The organism is Lacicoccus qingdaonensis, assembly GCF_900101075.1.
Classification (GTDB): Bacteria; Bacillota; Bacilli; order Staphylococcales; family Salinicoccaceae; genus Lacicoccus; species Lacicoccus qingdaonensis.
Genome location: NZ_FNFY01000010.1, coordinates 22,119 through 37,295, shown reverse-complemented (window position 1 = coordinate 37,295; position 15,177 = coordinate 22,119). Strand labels below are relative to the sequence as shown.

Here is a 15,177-nt window from a genome sequence, read left to right as displayed (position 1 = left end):
AAGCTGTTACTTTTCATATTGGGAAACTATTTTTGCTGCACCGTATATACCGGCATCATTGCCAAGAGATGCAAACACTATATCAGTACTTTCCACCGCCGGCGGAAAGGCATATTTGCGAAATTTTCCCAGTATTCTTGAACGGAGAAATTCACCGGCCTGGCTTAGGCCGCCGCCCAAAATGATATGTGACGGGTTGAGCGTTGCAGCGATATTTCCGATGCCGATACCGAGATATTCAGACATCTTATCCACCAGATACAGGCTCAGCGAATCTCCGTTTTCTGCATGTTCAAAGATTGTTTTGGCGTCAAGTGAACCAGACGATATCTTATCATCCAGTGCAGACGGGACGAATTCCCTGTGGTATTTGGCCGCCATGTTTTTCAGCCCCGATGAGGAAGCGACGGATTCCAGACAGCCTGTGCCGCCGCAGTTACACTTCAAGTCTTCTTCCACAGCCACTTTTATATGGCCGACTTCACCTGCAGCGCCGCCTGCACCATGCACAAGCAGATTGTTTACAATCACGCCGCCCCCGACCCCTGTGCCAAGAGTGAACATGACCACATCATCTTTGTTCTGTCCTGCGCCGAATGCCTGCTCACCTAAAGTTGCAAGGTTGGCATCATTATCGACTATTGTCCACACCCCGCTCATCTCTTCAAACTCTTTCTTTATATCTTTCAGGCCGTACCAGTTTAAATTGATGGCACCGTTCACTGTGCCTGCTTCAAAATCCACCGGCCCCGGGACACCGATTCCGGCACCTGTACAATCATCGAACGATAATTTATGCACCGACAATTTATCTGTAAATGAAAGATGTATATCTTTCAGTATGTTTCCCCCTTCGTCAGATGTATCAGTCGGTATCTGCCATTTTTCGACCAATTTCAAAGACGAATCAAATAAACCGAGTTTACATGTGGTGCCTCCAATATCCACCGCTAAAATCATTTTTCCTCATCCATTCTTTTGTTGATTATTAAAATGCAATTCAAATATTCCTCTTTATTGATCAAACCGTTCCTGTATAGTTCCTGGATTTCCATTTTCATCAGTTCGAGCCGGTTAATCATATCCTTATCATAGACATAGCTTCCAAACCGCAGCAGTATATCATTGATATATGTCAGATTTTTACTCAATTTCATCAAGCTCCTCAACGATGAGTGCAAGATCCGGATCCTCCACATCTCCCTCATACTGATTCATAATGGCTCTCATATCGTCATACTGCTGATTTTTTCGCAATTCGATCAATCTGTGTTTAATAATAACGTCGTTCTGCTGGTCAAGTTGGAAACTCAAATCATAATACTCTTCTGCTTTGTCTTCGTCTCCTGCATGCTGATACAGAGATCCTAGTGCGTAATAAGTAAGTCCTGTTTCATTATTCATCGCAAATGTCTGATTAACCATATCAAGTGCATCCTGATAATTGCCTTCTTCTATCGCAGTCAGTGCTTCCGTGTCCATCGCCTGCGTCTCCCCTTCCTCGGGTGTCTGGATAAAGAAGACCGGAAGAACAGCAATGATTACAAAAACTGCTATTGCACCAAAAAACCATTTCTTAAGTAATTTATCAGGATTAAATATCAATCCCAGCAGCAAACCAAAAATCAGACCGCCAATGTGGGCATAATGATTCACATTGCTGAATAGTGAAGACAGGACAGCTATGACGATAAAAATTAAAGCAACCTGTACAAGTAATTTATAATTAAACTTTTTATTCAGCAGCAGATGTATGATAATAATTCCGAGCAGACCATAAACCGCCCCGCTTGCACCAAGTGAAATTGCATCTTGAAGAAACATCAGGGAAAATAGGCTGGCAAGCGTCCCTGTCAGTAAATAAGCGGCAAGAAGATGCCATTTACTGTACAATGATTCTACAAATTTACCAAGCACGAAGAGCGCAGTGGCATTGAACAGAAAATGTTCCATACCGCTGTGCAGGAATGTACTCGTCAATAATCGATAGTAATCGCCATTGGCAACCGCCTGATAGCTGACAGCCAGATTATCCGTAACTTGAAGAGAACTTTGTATATAAAGATAAAATAAATTCAGCAAAAATATGACCAGGTTCACCGCGAGGAGCAGATAGGTCATCGGCGTGTACTTAGTCAAATGGGTTTCAAGAGGATGGTTGGACATCACCTTTTTTCTGTAAGATTCATCACTTTTTTTGGATTGCTGATTCATTTCCATTTTGTAGAAGGGGTGATTGATCAGGTTTGAAAAATTGTTCAATCCTTTATGAACAATTTTCAGTCTGTCATCTTTATCTTTTTCCTTAAAAGGCTCGGCAGTTCTATAATAACTTCTGACATTTTTTATAGTGAAACCTGCCATTTTTGAAAATTCATGATGCCGGTTGAAGATATTATCAGATAACAGCTTCCTTCTTTCTTCTGATAGCGGCTCCGGGTTTATGAGCATCACCGACTGTTTCTTTTTGTTCTTCAGCCAGATGATATTGTTGTAATCATCATAATTGAAAAAAGAATAGTCGGTATACCGTATCACTTCATAAGCTGATTTCCATATTCCAGACATGGGTCAGCGCCCTGCTTTTGCATCGATTTTTCTGGTTGGTGTAATAATATAGTCCACAGGGATATCATGGGATTCATGCTCGACATGACCAAACTGCTCGTCAAAAATGACAGATACTTTCTGCCCTTCGAATTCTGCAAGGAACTTATCATAGTATCCGCCGCCGTAACCGATACGGTAGCCCTGTTCATCAAATACAAGACCTGGAACGACAACAAGTTCAAAGTTATTGGTCTTTACAGTTGTCGGCGGTATTCTGATGCCCTTCTTATCCTTTAATATATCTTCCATATTCGTAAATGGGTAGAAGTTCATTACCTTCGCCTTATAATCGACTACCGGGTTGTATACTTTGATACCATCTTCAAGAAGTGTCGATATGATACCGTCAGTATCCATTTCATGCGGCATTGATAACACGATGCCGACTGATTTGAAATTATTCACTTTTATAAAATCGAGCAGTTCTTTCTTAAGTATGTCTTCCTGCTCTGTTTTATAATTCTCATCCAGCTCTGACAAAGTGTTTATCATATTTTTACGTGATTCTTTTTTAGACATCTGCTGTCCCTACTTTCTTCATTTATACCTCAAGTATCAATATACATAAGATTATAACAAAATAAAAGTATCCCTAAGGATACTTTTATTCGAAACTAATCTATTTTCTCGATCTTTTCACCAGTTATTACAAAGTACACATGCTCTGCAATGTTCTTCACATGATCGCCTATTCTCTCCAAATACTTGGCACAAAGCTGACTTTGTCCTGATACAAACAAGTCACTGTCTTCAAATATATCAGAAGTCGTCACATGTACAAACAGACTGTCGATATCTTCATCCCGTTCGTACACCTCTTTGCACAATGAAGTATCCTGATCGAGATAAGCGGCGTAGACATCTTTGAGCATTAATGATGCAAGCTGTTCCATTGTTCTTAAACGGAGCAGTAATTTTTCATTAGTGATTTTCACCCGTTTCCTTACCTCTGCTAAGTTACTGATGTTATCACTGATTCTTTCCAGGTCATAAGCAATTTTAATACTTGATATGATGATTCTTGTGTCAGTCGCCACAGGTGCCTGTGTTGTAATCAACGTCACAGCCTGACTGTTTATATTATACTCTCTCCTGTTGGCTTCCACATCACCTGAAACCAGGTCTCTTGCAGGTTCAATATCATCCATGCTGAGCAGATTAGTTACGCCTTGCAGGCGGTCGTAGCAAAGCACGCCCAGGTCGATGACTTCATCGGTCAGTGATTGCAATTCACCGGTAAATTTTTCTCTGTAGGACATTTTTATCCGAACCTGCCGGATACATAGTCTTCCGTTCTCTGGTCTCTTGGATTTTCGAAAATCACTTTGGTATCGTCGTGTTCTACAACATATCCCTGATAGAAGAATGCTGTAGTGTCTGAAACCCTTGCAGCCTGCTGCATGTTATGAGTCACTACGACGATGCTGTAGTTCTTTTTCAATTCCTGCATCAGATCTTCCACTTTAGTTGTAGAAATCGGGTCAAGCGCACTCGTCGGTTCGTCCATTAAAATAACATCAGGTTCTGTTGCAAGTGCTCTTGCAATACAGATACGCTGCTGCTGACCGCCGGATAATCCAATCGCATTTTCATTGAGACGGTCTTTCACTTCATCCCATATCGCTGCGTCACGCAGACTTTTCTCGACAATTTCATCCAGTATCTGTTTTTTACGGATGCCGTGAACACGTGGTCCATAAGCAACATTGTCATAAATTGATTTTGGAAATGGGTTAGGCTTTTGAAAAACCATGCCCACCTTGGTTCTCAATTCTTCGACAGTGAACTTTCTTTCAAATATATCTTGATCACGGTAGAGAATCTCGCCTTCTGTTCTTACTATCGGGACAAGCTCAACCATACGGTTCAATGATTTTACAAATGTAGATTTGCCGCAACCAGACGGTCCGATTATTGCAGAAATTTCATTTTTGTTGAAAGTCAGATTGATATCCTGCAAAGCATGGTTGTCACCGTACCATAAATTAAAATTATTTGTTTTGAAAATAGGTTCCCTGATGATTTCAGGTTTTGTTTCACCTTGTGTCTTATCTTCCAATGTTGCAGTATCTACAGTTTTTTTGATTTCGTTTCTTTCTTTTATATTAGCCATAAATTATACCTCCAAATTAATAACGCGTTGAGAACTTGTTACGTATGAAAATTGCAGCTGAGTTCATCAGCAGTAATATTACAAGCAGAACGATGATACCGGCAGCAGCAAGATACTGGTATTCTTCCTGAGGCATCTTGACCCATGAGTAAATCTGCATAGGCATTGCCTGGAATGAATCAAGAAAGCCGTTCGGTGTGACGAGCAGTGTCGTCGGTACGCCGATTACCACGAGCGGAGCTGTTTCACCGATGGCACGGGAAATCGCAAGTATGATACCTGTAATTATCCCGGGTATGGCAGCAGGAAGGATGATTCTTGATACCGTCTGCCATTTTGTTGCACCCATGCCTATCGATGCTTCACGTACGGTCGATGGTACAGAACGTATCGCTTCCTGTGAAGAAACGACGATGACAGGCAGTATCATGAGCGCAAGTGTCAGGCCGGCGGCCAGTACGGAGTTGCCCATTGCCATTGCACGTACAAAAATCGCAAGACCAAGCAGTCCGAATACGACTGAAGGGACACCTGCCAGGTTTGAAATGTTAATTTTTATAAATTCGGTCACCCTGTTTTCCGGAGCATATTCTTCCAAATACAAAGCTGTTGCAACAGACAAAAAGATAGCGACCGGTACCGTCACCAGCATCAGCCATAATGACCCGATTATAGCGCCATAGAAACCTGCTTCTTCTATACGGGAAGATCCCATACTCGTCAGAAAGTGCAAATCCAAATAGCCGACTGCATCGATCAAAGTATCGACTATCAGCGAAATCAGGACAGCCAGTCCCACAAGTGTACACAGGAAGAAAAGCCATTTCAATATTTTGTTTGTCATTAAACGGCCGTTACGTTTTTTGGCAATCAGATTTTTATCTATCAACTGCATATCAGTATTCCTCCCTGAAACGTTTAGTGATCCACTGTGAAAGTATGTTCATTGCAAATGTGAACAAGAATAATGTCATGCCGACTGCGAACAGGCTGAAGTATAGAGTTGAACCGTATGCTGCATCACCTGAAGTGATCTGAACGATGAAGCCTGTCATCGTCTGCAGCGGATCAGTCAGATCCAGACTCGCGTTCGGCGTACTGCCGGCAGCAATGGAAACGATCATCGTCTCGCCGATTGCCCTTGATACGGCCAATACCACTGAAGCGACAATACCTGATACCGCAGCAGGCAAAACAACTTTGAAAGTCGTTTCCAGTCTTGTTGCACCCAGCCCAAGTGAACCTTCCCGGGTGGAATTTGGTACAGAACTCATGGCATCTTCACTCAGACTTGCAATCATAGGCAGTATCATTATACCCACTACAATACCTGCACTGGTCGCATTGTACAGGGAAAAACCGCTGTAAATGGACTGGAGAATCGGTGTAATGAAGTTGATGGCAAAGAAACCATAAACAACAGTCGGTATACCTGCAAGTACCTCAAGAATCGGTTTGATGATTTTCTTCACTCTGTCAGTTGCATATTCACTCAGATAGATGGCTGCGCCAAGTCCGAGCGGTACTGCAAAGATGGTTGCCACAAACACTATTTTGAAAGTACCCATTGCCAATGCCCATATGCCGTATTCAGGATCCGATGAATAAGGCATCCATGTTGCCGAAGTGAAAAAATCGACAATTGATTCTCTGCTGAAGAACTCAACGGATTGTGAAATTAATGTATAAAGAATAGCGATGGTCGCAAGAATAGAAACCAAAGTGATAATAAATAAAATAACAGGAATGGATTTTTCAAAAGCACCGCCTTTATTGTCGGTATTCTTCTGAATCATCTCTTGAACATTATAATTCTTGGTCATGATATACCTCTCTTTCAGTGAAAAAGGACGGGCAAAATACCCCGTCCGGTTTAATATGCTTAGTTGTAATTTTAGTTGTCAGAGTTAGGCAGTTTGTCGTACTGCTCTTGAAGTACATCATCTTGAAGAGGTACATAACCTACTGATTCAGCAGCTTCAGCTGAATTGGCAAGAGCAAACTCGAAGAATGTGTGCAGAGTTTCATTCTCGTTTAATGACTCATTATTTACATATGAGAAAAGTGGACGAGCAAGTGGATATTCGAAACTCATGACGTTGTCTTCTGTCGGTTCAACTGCTTCATCACTGTCTGGACCTTGGATAGGTACTGCTTTCAACTGATCTTGGTTTTCAAGGTAGAAAGCATAACCAAAGAATCCGACTGAGTTAGGGTCGCCGACGACTGAAGATACAACTTGGTTTGTATCCTGGATAAGTTGTCCTTCAACGCCTTCCTCATCCATTACTTCTTCATTGAAGAAATCGTGAGTACCATGTGACTGGTCCGGACCATAAGCTGTAATCGGCTCATCAGGGAAGTCTTCACGGACATCTGACCAGCTTGAAGCTTCGCCACTGTAGATAGTGTTCAGTTCATCGAAAGTCAGGGAGTCAACAAAGTCATTCTCTTGGTTGACTGCAACAGTCAAGCCGTCAGTAGCAAGCTGGATTTCTGTCCACTCGACACCACCGTCAGCAAGCTGCTCTTCTTCATCTTCAGCAATCGGACGTGAAGCGTTCGCGAATTGTGCTGAACCATCAATCAGTGCACTGAAACCAGAACCAGTTCCGTTACCGCCAAGTTCGATAGGTATTCCATATTCGGAGTTGAAGTCTTCAACCAATACGTTCATGATCGGGAACACTGTTGATGAACCTTCACCAGCAATTTGAGGGTCATCTTCATTTACATCACCAGTAACGGCAACTTCTCCACCTCCATTTGATGCACTTTCATCTTCAGATCCTTCTTCAGATGAAGCGTCCTCTTCTGTTGAACCTTCTTCTGTTGATTCTTCTGTAGCTGCGTCGTCTCCAGATTCTTCTGTAGACTCTTCAGACCCGCCACCGCCGCAGGCAGCAAGAATGAACATCAGGCTCATAAGTAAAGCCGAAAGAAACAAGCTCTTCTTCATACTAAAATTCCTCCAATTGTCAATGTAGTAACTGGTGTTACATATATACAATAACGGTTGAATGTAAATGTGTAATGAACTAATTGTAAAGATTGTGTAAAGTTGAAAATACATATAAAAAAACCTTTTAGAATTTCTTCTAAAAGGTTAATATTCACCGTATTCAAGTTGTTGATAGAACCAGTCTGTATCATAGTTGAAAGGCTCTTCTTCCTCATGTCCGTATTCAAGTTCATAAAATTTGTTGATTACATCCGCTCCGAAATACTGTGCCGGGAAGAATGGAATCGTATATGGCATGTTAGGGAATATTACCGAAAATGCCATGTCCGGGTCATCGTATGGTGCGTATCCCAGATAAGTCTGGTTGAAGACATCGGTGCCGTCTTTGAAAGTTTCTGCTGTGCCGGTTTTCCCGGCAGCTTTCAATTCCAGTTCATGGAAGGCATCCCAGCCTGTACCGTATCTGTCCGTCGACTGATCATGCGTATTGAAAACGTCATAAAAGCCGTTTTGCACCTGATCCCATTCCTCTTCTGAAATATCCACTGTATTAAGAACCGTAGGATTGAAGGATTTTAAGACAGGACCTTCTTCATTTGTATCACTGCCACGCACCTCTTTTGCAAGGTTGAGTTCCATTCTTTTCCCGCGTGTCGCAATCGTTGATACATACTGGCTCAACTGCAGTGCAGAGTAGGTATCATACTGCCCGATTGACAAGTACAGATAATTACTTGCAGGATATTGTCCGAAGTCGGGAGACAGTCCGGTTGCTTCATTAGGGAGGTCGATTCCTGTAGATACTCCCAGCCCGAATTGATTCATGCCGTTTCTCAAAATCTGGCCGGCCTCGGTTATATCGTGCGGCAGCGACATATTGTCCGTATATTCCATTCCGGCAATACGGAGGGCCGTTTTATACATATAAACGTTGGATGATACCATGAGCGCTTCCTGATCATCTATCGGAATTTGGGAATCCCTGTTGAAAAATGATGTCCTTGGATTATTGTCACCGCTGAAATTGAGCGGTTCATCCAGCATGACCTCACCGGCTTCAAGAACATCTTCCTGATACCCTGTAATGATTGTAGCAGCTTTGGTGGAGGATCCCGGAACGAATGTTGAAGTCAATGTTCCATAATGATAGTCCACAATCTCGCCTTCGTCATTGATCTGCTTTCCGACCATTGCAAGGACATCCCCGTTCTCAGGGTCCTGTACAGCCAACAGCACAGTGTCCAGATACTCAGGTATGATTGTATAATCTATGTCGCCTGTCACTTCATCTCTTTCCGTAATCTCTTCAGCAAGTTGTCTCAGTGATGTCAGATGATGTTCTGCCAGTTCTTCAAGTTCAAGCTGCAGTTCAATATCTATGGATAAATAAAGATCATCACCCGGTTTGCCGCTCTCTACGGTTTCCTGGTTGATAATGCGTCCGGATTTATCCGTCGAATATTTCACCTGCTCCTTTTCACCTTGAAGCACATCTTCATACTGATATTCGAGGTAGGTTTTACCTACCCTGTCATTTCTCGAATAACCTCTTGACAGATAATCTTCAAGCAGTTCCCTCGGCAGACCTTCATCCGGTGAAGATACCTCTCCAAAAATAGTTTTTAAAGTATCGTCATAAGGGTAGTATCTGTCCCAGTCCATGCCTGTGGAAATGCCTTCCAGTTCTTCCAGTGCTGAATTGACACTTGCAAATTCTTCTTCTGTAACATCTTCATTCTTGATGACCACCGGGTTCAGTTCCGGTGCATTCGCCATTTCTACATAAATTCCGAGAGTATTTAAATCTTCATCAGATAATATACTGTCTACAAATTCTTCATCTGCCCTGTTATAAAATTCTTCATTGAATTCTGAGCGGCTGATGTTTCCGTCTTCCAGCAGAGTGGTTTCATCACTCATCAGTGAACTCGTTTCATCAGGATAGTTATTGATGATGAAGTCCTGCTTGTCCCTCAAAGATATTGATTCGACATCCATCTGTATGTAGTTGCTCAATTCAGAAGCGACATCCATGATTTGTGAAGTATTCATATTTCTATGTCTTGTGAAATAAATGGCAGGTCTGGACTCGTTACCAACAAGCAGGTTGCCATTTCGGTCATAGATCTCTCCGCGCGGTACACTCTGGTTGATTTCTACATACTGCGCATTTTCTATTTCTTCCTGATATTCGTCACCCTGCACAATCTGAAGGTAGCCCAGCCTTAAAATAAGCAGCAGACATAATGAGAATATGACTATGAGAACAAGATTGATTCTGCTTTTTAATGTTTGTCTGTTAATTTCTTCAAGGCTTTTGGTTTTTGCTCTTTTCAATAGACTTCATTCCTTAACCCATAAAAATACTAACGTTATTTTATCATAGCAGATGATTTATAGATATAAAAAAGACGGGAACAAAGTCCCGTCTTTTTAATTAAATATATTTATTTTGCATTTTTGTAAAGTTCGTTTACTTTATCCCAGTTAACAACGTTCCAGAATGCTTTCAGGTATTCAGGACGTTTGTTCTGATACTTGAGGTAATACGCATGCTCCCATACGTCCACACCAAGGATAGGTGTTTTACCATCAGTAATCGGGTTATCCTGGTTTGGAGTTCCAACAACTTCAAGTTCTCCGTTATTGACAACCAACCAAGCCCAGCCTGAACCGAATTGGCCAGCACCAGCTGCTTCAAATTTCTCTTTGAAAGCATCCAATGAACCGAATTTTGCTTCGATTGCATCTTTTACTTCTCCGTCTGCTTCAGAAGCATCTGGAGTCAACATCTGCCAGAACAGTGAGTGATTGTAGTGTCCACCACCGTTGTTGCGAACTGCAGTTTTGATGTCTTCAGGTACTGAATTTAAATCTTTGATCACTTCTTCGATATCTTTTGATTCCAAATCCGTGCCTTTCACTGCATCGTTCAGCTTCGTGACATAAGTGTTATGGTGCTTAGAATGGTGAATTTCCATAGTTTCTTTGTCAATGTGTGGTTCCAATGCATCATATGCATAAGGTAATTCTGGTAGTTCAAAAGCCATAGTTAATTCGCCTCCAATAAGATTTTACATATTAAATATAACAATTCACTGATATAATAACAAATGAATTGTTTACCTTACTGTTATTATCATACCTTTGTATGATTCATTTTAAACATCATGAAGAAACAAAACCGCTCTGATAAAATAGAAAGATGAATTAATAAAGCGAAGTAGTTACATTTCATGATTAAATTTAGTATAATAGCAAATGATTTAAGAAAGTATTTATATTAAGGAGTTTGGATATGTCTGAAATTATACATCGTACTAAGACACGACAAGTAAAAGTCGGCGACTTGACCATTGGCGGTGAAGATCAGATTGTCATTCAAAGTATGACAACGACTAAAACACATGATGTTGAAGCGACAGTTGCGGAGATACACCGTTTAGAGGAAGCCGGATGTCAGATTGTCCGAGTGGCATGCCCGAGAGAAGAGGATGCTTTAGCAATCCCGGAAATTAAAAAGCAGATTAATATACCATTAGTTGTAGACATACACTTTGATTATAAGCTGGCACTTCTTGCTGTTGAGGGCGGTGCGGACAAAATCCGTATTAATCCTGGTAACATCGGACGCCGCGAGCGCGTTGAGGAAGTAGTAAAAGCATGCAAGGCAAAAGGAATTCCAATCCGTATCGGGGTGAACGCAGGAAGTCTTGAAAGACATATCATTGAAAAATATGGTTATCCTACTGCCGACGGCATGGTTGAAAGTGCACTGCATCACATTCAGATACTTGAAGATCTTGATTTCCACGATATTATCGTTTCGATGAAAGCTTCTGACGTCAATCTCGCAATCGAAGCATATACAAAAGCTGCAAAAGCCTTTGACTACCCGCTTCACCTCGGGATTACAGAAAGCGGCACTTTATTTGCAGGAACAGTCAAAAGTGCGGCAGGACTGGGTGCAATCATTTCACAGGGGATAGGCAACACGCTCAGAATTTCATTATCAGCAGACCCTGTAGAAGAAGTTAAAGTCGCAAAAGAACTGTTGAAATCATACGGCCTGGCAAGCAATGCAGCAACATTGATTGCATGCCCTACATGCGGACGTATAGAAATAGACTTGATTTCAATTGCCAACGAAGTCGAGGAGTACATCGCGAAAATCCAGGCGCCGATCAAAGTTGCTGTACTAGGCTGTGCGGTCAACGGACCGGGAGAAGCACGTGAAGCCGATATCGGCATTGCGGGCGGACGCGACGAAGGTCTGCTCTTCATGCATGGTGAGACAGTCAGAAAAGTGCCGGAAGAAACGATGGTAGATGAACTCAAGAAAGAAATTGATATTCTTGCAGAAGCACATTACGAAAAAGAACGTAAGGCCAAAGAAGAAGCTGCGGGAAAATAGTACAGAAAAGAAGGGATACTCCTGATGGAATATCCCTTCTTTTTATTTACATCCGGCACACAGGCCGTACAGTTCCACTTTATGATTGGTAATCTCAACATCGTCAAGTTCATTCTGCCAGGTATCTACCGGACAGTAGTGAATCACTTTTGTATTGCCGCACTCTTCACATATGAAATGATGGTGGTGATGGTCGGAACATGAGATTTTAAACTGCATCTCTCCTTCGAAATTAGTGTTTTCAAGCACTTCTATTTCTTTTAAAGTGTAAAGGTTGCGGTAAATAGTATCGTAACTCAAACTCGGATAAGTTTTATGAAGCTGTTCCTGTACTTCCTTGGCGCTTAAATAACGATCCTCATTCAAAAACAATTCAATCATTGTCATTCTTTTCTCTGTTACTTTTAAACCATGATCTCTCAATTTCATTTTATACTTCTTGAGCTCTGCTGCCATTTCTACTCACCCCTAATCGATTTAATAAGATTGTTCCGAGCAAGATTAATATTGAGACTAAAACAATCGTACCGCCTGGAGAAATGTTCAGATGGAAACTTAGGAATAAACCGGCGATTACAGCTATTTCACCGAATATTACACTGACGATCATCAGCTGTTTGAAGCTCGATGTTATTCTCATCGCGCTAGCTACCGGCAGGGTCATCAATGCACTGACCAGCAATATTCCAACAATGCGCATGGATGCACTGATGACAAGGGCCACTACAATGATGAAGGCGACATAGATCCATTTGTTTATGTTCATGACATTTGCATATTCTTCATCAAATGAGACCATAAATAATTCTTTATACAGAAAGAATATGAAAAGGATGACTATGAGGCCGATTCCTGCTATCAGCAGAAGATCATTGATGCTCACAGCACTGATGCTGCCGAAAAGATATCCGAACAGATCCTGATTGAAACCGTCTGCCAGTGACAAAAATACGATACCTATTGCGATACCAAGACTCATTATTATCGGAATCGCAAGTTCCTGGTAATGCTTATAGACAGATCTTAACCGCTCTATACCGAGAGCGCCCATGATTGAAAATATGATGCCGGTGATCAGCGGGTTGATGGTGACTGTGAATATGGATGACAGATAGACACCGAATGCAATGCCTCCAAGAGTGACATGACTGAGTGCATCGGCAATCAGTGAAAGTCTTCTGATGACTATGAATGTCCCGACAAGAGGAGCGATCAGTCCTGCGATGACACCGCTTATGAAAGAATATCTTATGAATTCATACTCCAAAAGTGCCTGGATCATACACAGCACTCCCTATCATGATCATGACTGACAAGCTGGAGTGGAAAACCATATATCTTGGACAACTCGGCCTCTCCCAGGTTTTTAAATTCATGATTGGTTCCATGGAAATGCAGGTGTCCATTCAGACAGGCAACTTCATTCGCATGATCTACGACGACGCCGATATCGTGTGTCACCAACAGTATCGTGACGGACTGCTTTTTCAATTTTAAAAGTACATCGTAAAATTCCTTTACATGCTGATTGTCGATACCGACTGTCGGCTCATCCAGAACCAGTATGGAAGGACGGTTGATCAGTGCCCTCGCAATAAATACACGCTGTGTCTGCCCGCCGGATAATGAAGAAATGTTCTTATCTTTCAGATCCTGTATGTCCAGCAGTTCCAGTACTTCTTCCAATCTTTTTTTATCTTTCCTCGAGAATCTCTTGAACAGTCCCTTTTGTTTTGTCAGCCCACTTAAAATCACTTCACTCACAGACGCCGGAAAACCTTTGGCAAAACTGTTCGATTTTTGGGAGACATAACCGATTTCCTGCCAGCTTGCATATTTCTGGTGATTATCCCCTTTAATATAAATTTCACCTTTCTGAAGTTTCATTACACCCAGAATCAATTTGATCAATGTTGTTTTACCCGAGCCGTTCGGACCGACAAGAGCAACAAAGTCTCCTTTATCAATCTTCAAATTAATATTTTTCAGGGCTGGTGTATGTTCTAATTTGTCTTTATAAGTATATGAAATATTCTTTAATTCAAAGATTGCTTCAGACATTTATTTCGCTCCTTTATAATTATAATCATCTTATTATAAAGTAATCATTACGATTTGTAAATAGGAACGATTACGAAAGAAGCCGCAGCAAATGCCGCGGCTTCTTTTACTCTGCTTCAGACATTAAAGGGTTAATGTCTGTAAGTAAGTCTGGATTAAATTTACCTTTTTTAATCATTTCAATTTCATGTTTGTATGGTGCTTTCTTATTCTTCTTATCTGTACCGACAAACGGGGTTTCCAAAATTTTCGGTACATTTTTAAATTCCGGATGATTGATGATATAAGTCAATGTGTCAAAGCCGATGTGACCGAAACCAATATTCTCATGGCGGTCTTTATGGGCACCGACTGGATTTTTAGAGTCATTCACATGGACGACTTTGATACGGTCAATTCCGATGATCTTGTCGAATTGTTCCAGTACACCATCGAAATCATTAACGATATCATATCCTGCATCATGCACATGGCAAGTATCAAAACAGACACTCAGACGTTCATTATTTTCTACACCGTCTATGATTTGTGCCAGTTCTTCGAAGTTCCTGCCGATTTCTGTGCCTTTACCTGCCATCGTTTCAAGAGCAATCTGTACATCATTATTGTTGTCGAATGTTTCATTCAACCCTTTTATGATGGATTCAATCCCTTTACCTGCCCCTGCACCCACATGACTGCCGGGATGCAGAACAATCTGATTGGAACCTATATGCTCAGTCCGGACGATCTCTTCCTGAAGGAATTCCACGCCGTGGTCGAATACTCCATCGCGAACAGTATTTGCAATATTGATGATGTAAGGTGCATGAACAACAATATTCGACATCCCATGTTCTTTCATATGCGCCTGGCCCGCTTCTATATTCAGGTCTTCAATCTTTTTTCTTCTTGTATTCTGCGGAGCACCTGTATAAATCATAAAAGTATTTGCTCCAAAGCCTGCAGCTGATTCGCTTGCAGCTTCCAACATTTTTTTTCCACTCATCGATACATGCGATCCTATTAACATAATAC

The 15,177-nt window shown here is 41.6% G+C and carries 16 protein-coding genes; 1 reads left to right on the top strand and 15 read right to left on the bottom strand.

Annotation, left to right across the window (positions count from 1 at the left end):
• Nucleotides 1-6: 6 nt before the first annotated feature.
• From BLR15_RS07140 to BLR15_RS07090, 11 genes are all read right to left on the bottom strand, one after another.
• Complete coding sequence (locus BLR15_RS07140) at nt 7-960, bottom strand: ROK family glucokinase (protein WP_092986056.1); 954 nt, start codon at nt 958-960, stop codon at nt 7-9.
• The gene (locus BLR15_RS07135) at nt 957-1,157 is read right to left on the bottom strand and encodes a YqgQ family protein (protein WP_092986054.1); all 201 of its coding nucleotides are present in this window, start codon (nt 1,155-1,157) and stop codon (nt 957-959) included. Before BLR15_RS07135 ends, BLR15_RS07140 begins: the two co-directional genes overlap by 4 nt.
• Nucleotides 1,144-2,568 carry a rhomboid family intramembrane serine protease gene (locus BLR15_RS07130; RefSeq protein WP_092986052.1) on the bottom strand — a complete coding sequence of 475 codons (1,425 nt, stop codon included), beginning with the start codon at nt 2,566-2,568 and terminating at the stop codon, nt 1,144-1,146. Before BLR15_RS07130 ends, BLR15_RS07135 begins: the two co-directional genes overlap by 14 nt.
• A gap of 3 nt (nt 2,569-2,571) precedes the next feature.
• Complete coding sequence (locus tag BLR15_RS07125; protein WP_092986050.1) at nt 2,572-3,129, bottom strand: 5-formyltetrahydrofolate cyclo-ligase; 558 nt, start codon at nt 3,127-3,129, stop codon at nt 2,572-2,574.
• A gap of 95 nt (nt 3,130-3,224) precedes the next feature.
• Nucleotides 3,225-3,869, bottom strand: coding sequence for a phosphate signaling complex protein PhoU (phoU, locus tag BLR15_RS07120; protein WP_092986048.1), 645 nt, complete (start codon nt 3,867-3,869; stop codon nt 3,225-3,227).
• Nucleotides 3,870-3,871: 2 nt separating this feature from the next.
• Nucleotides 3,872-4,723: a phosphate ABC transporter ATP-binding protein PstB gene (gene pstB, locus BLR15_RS07115; RefSeq protein WP_092986046.1), complete on the bottom strand. Its 852-nt coding sequence runs from the start codon at nt 4,721-4,723 to the stop codon at nt 3,872-3,874.
• 16 nt (nt 4,724-4,739) lie between these two features.
• Nucleotides 4,740-5,618, bottom strand: a complete 879-nt coding sequence (pstA, locus tag BLR15_RS07110) for a phosphate ABC transporter permease PstA (protein ID WP_092986044.1) — start codon at nt 5,616-5,618, stop codon at nt 4,740-4,742.
• Nucleotide 5,619: 1 nt separating this feature from the next.
• Complete coding sequence (gene pstC / locus BLR15_RS07105) at nt 5,620-6,546, bottom strand: phosphate ABC transporter permease subunit PstC (RefSeq protein ID WP_092986042.1); 927 nt, start codon at nt 6,544-6,546, stop codon at nt 5,620-5,622.
• A 71-nt stretch (nt 6,547-6,617) separates the two neighbouring features.
• A complete protein-coding gene (locus BLR15_RS07100; RefSeq protein ID WP_092986040.1) occupies nt 6,618-7,682 on the bottom strand; it encodes a PstS family phosphate ABC transporter substrate-binding protein in 1,065 nt (354 codons plus the stop codon).
• Nucleotides 7,683-7,829: 147 nt separating this feature from the next.
• Nucleotides 7,830-10,022 (bottom strand): peptidoglycan D,D-transpeptidase FtsI family protein, encoded by a 2,193-nt coding sequence (locus BLR15_RS07095; RefSeq protein WP_092986038.1) that lies wholly within the window; start codon nt 10,020-10,022, stop codon nt 7,830-7,832.
• A 110-nt stretch (nt 10,023-10,132) separates the two neighbouring features.
• A complete protein-coding gene (locus BLR15_RS07090) occupies nt 10,133-10,735 on the bottom strand; it encodes a superoxide dismutase (protein WP_092986036.1) in 603 nt (200 codons plus the stop codon).
• A 248-nt stretch (nt 10,736-10,983) separates the two neighbouring features.
• On the opposite strand from BLR15_RS07090, the gene ispG reads away from it, so the two are divergent.
• Nucleotides 10,984-12,099: a flavodoxin-dependent (E)-4-hydroxy-3-methylbut-2-enyl-diphosphate synthase gene (ispG, locus tag BLR15_RS07085; protein WP_092986034.1), complete on the top strand. Its 1,116-nt coding sequence runs from the start codon at nt 10,984-10,986 to the stop codon at nt 12,097-12,099.
• A gap of 42 nt (nt 12,100-12,141) precedes the next feature.
• On the opposite strand, the gene BLR15_RS07080 is transcribed toward ispG, so the two are convergent.
• From BLR15_RS07080 to BLR15_RS07065, 4 genes are all read right to left on the bottom strand, one after another.
• Nucleotides 12,142-12,555, bottom strand: coding sequence for a Fur family transcriptional regulator (locus BLR15_RS07080; RefSeq protein ID WP_092986032.1), 414 nt, complete (start codon nt 12,553-12,555; stop codon nt 12,142-12,144).
• Nucleotides 12,530-13,381: a metal ABC transporter permease gene (locus BLR15_RS07075; RefSeq protein WP_092986030.1), complete on the bottom strand. Its 852-nt coding sequence runs from the start codon at nt 13,379-13,381 to the stop codon at nt 12,530-12,532. Before BLR15_RS07075 ends, BLR15_RS07080 begins: the two co-directional genes overlap by 26 nt.
• Nucleotides 13,378-14,160: a metal ABC transporter ATP-binding protein gene (locus BLR15_RS07070; RefSeq protein ID WP_092986028.1), complete on the bottom strand. Its 783-nt coding sequence runs from the start codon at nt 14,158-14,160 to the stop codon at nt 13,378-13,380. The genes BLR15_RS07075 and BLR15_RS07070 overlap by 4 nt, the downstream gene beginning before the upstream one ends.
• 106 nt (nt 14,161-14,266) lie before the next feature.
• Nucleotides 14,267-15,172: a deoxyribonuclease IV gene (locus BLR15_RS07065; RefSeq protein WP_092986026.1), complete on the bottom strand. Its 906-nt coding sequence runs from the start codon at nt 15,170-15,172 to the stop codon at nt 14,267-14,269.
• Nucleotides 15,173-15,177: the final 5 nt, after the last annotated feature.

Coding starts and splice junctions, on each gene's coding strand:
- BLR15_RS07140 (WP_092986056.1), bottom strand. CDS start 960: ATGATTTTAGCGGTGGATATTGGAGGCACCACATGTAAACTCGGTTTA.
- BLR15_RS07135 (WP_092986054.1), bottom strand. CDS start 1,157: ATGAAATTGAGTAAAAATCTGACATATATCAATGATATACTGCTGCGG.
- BLR15_RS07130 (WP_092986052.1), bottom strand. CDS start 2,568: ATGTCTGGAATATGGAAATCAGCTTATGAAGTGATACGGTATACCGAC.
- BLR15_RS07125 (WP_092986050.1), bottom strand. CDS start 3,129: ATGTCTAAAAAAGAATCACGTAAAAATATGATAAACACTTTGTCAGAG.
- phoU (WP_092986048.1), bottom strand. CDS start 3,869: ATGTCCTACAGAGAAAAATTTACCGGTGAATTGCAATCACTGACCGAT.
- pstB (WP_092986046.1), bottom strand. CDS start 4,723: ATGGCTAATATAAAAGAAAGAAACGAAATCAAAAAAACTGTAGATACT.
- pstA (WP_092986044.1), bottom strand. CDS start 5,618: ATGCAGTTGATAGATAAAAATCTGATTGCCAAAAAACGTAACGGCCGT.
- pstC (WP_092986042.1), bottom strand. CDS start 6,546: ATGACCAAGAATTATAATGTTCAAGAGATGATTCAGAAGAATACCGAC.
- BLR15_RS07100 (WP_092986040.1), bottom strand. CDS start 7,682: ATGAAGAAGAGCTTGTTTCTTTCGGCTTTACTTATGAGCCTGATGTTC.
- BLR15_RS07090 (WP_092986036.1), bottom strand. CDS start 10,735: ATGGCTTTTGAACTACCAGAATTACCTTATGCATATGATGCATTGGAA.
- ispG (WP_092986034.1), top strand. CDS start 10,984: ATGTCTGAAATTATACATCGTACTAAGACACGACAAGTAAAAGTCGGC.
- BLR15_RS07080 (WP_092986032.1), bottom strand. CDS start 12,555: ATGGCAGCAGAGCTCAAGAAGTATAAAATGAAATTGAGAGATCATGGT.
- BLR15_RS07075 (WP_092986030.1), bottom strand. CDS start 13,381: ATGATCCAGGCACTTTTGGAGTATGAATTCATAAGATATTCTTTCATA.
- BLR15_RS07070 (WP_092986028.1), bottom strand. CDS start 14,160: ATGTCTGAAGCAATCTTTGAATTAAAGAATATTTCATATACTTATAAA.
- BLR15_RS07065 (WP_092986026.1), bottom strand. CDS start 15,172: ATGTTAATAGGATCGCATGTATCGATGAGTGGAAAAAAAATGTTGGAA.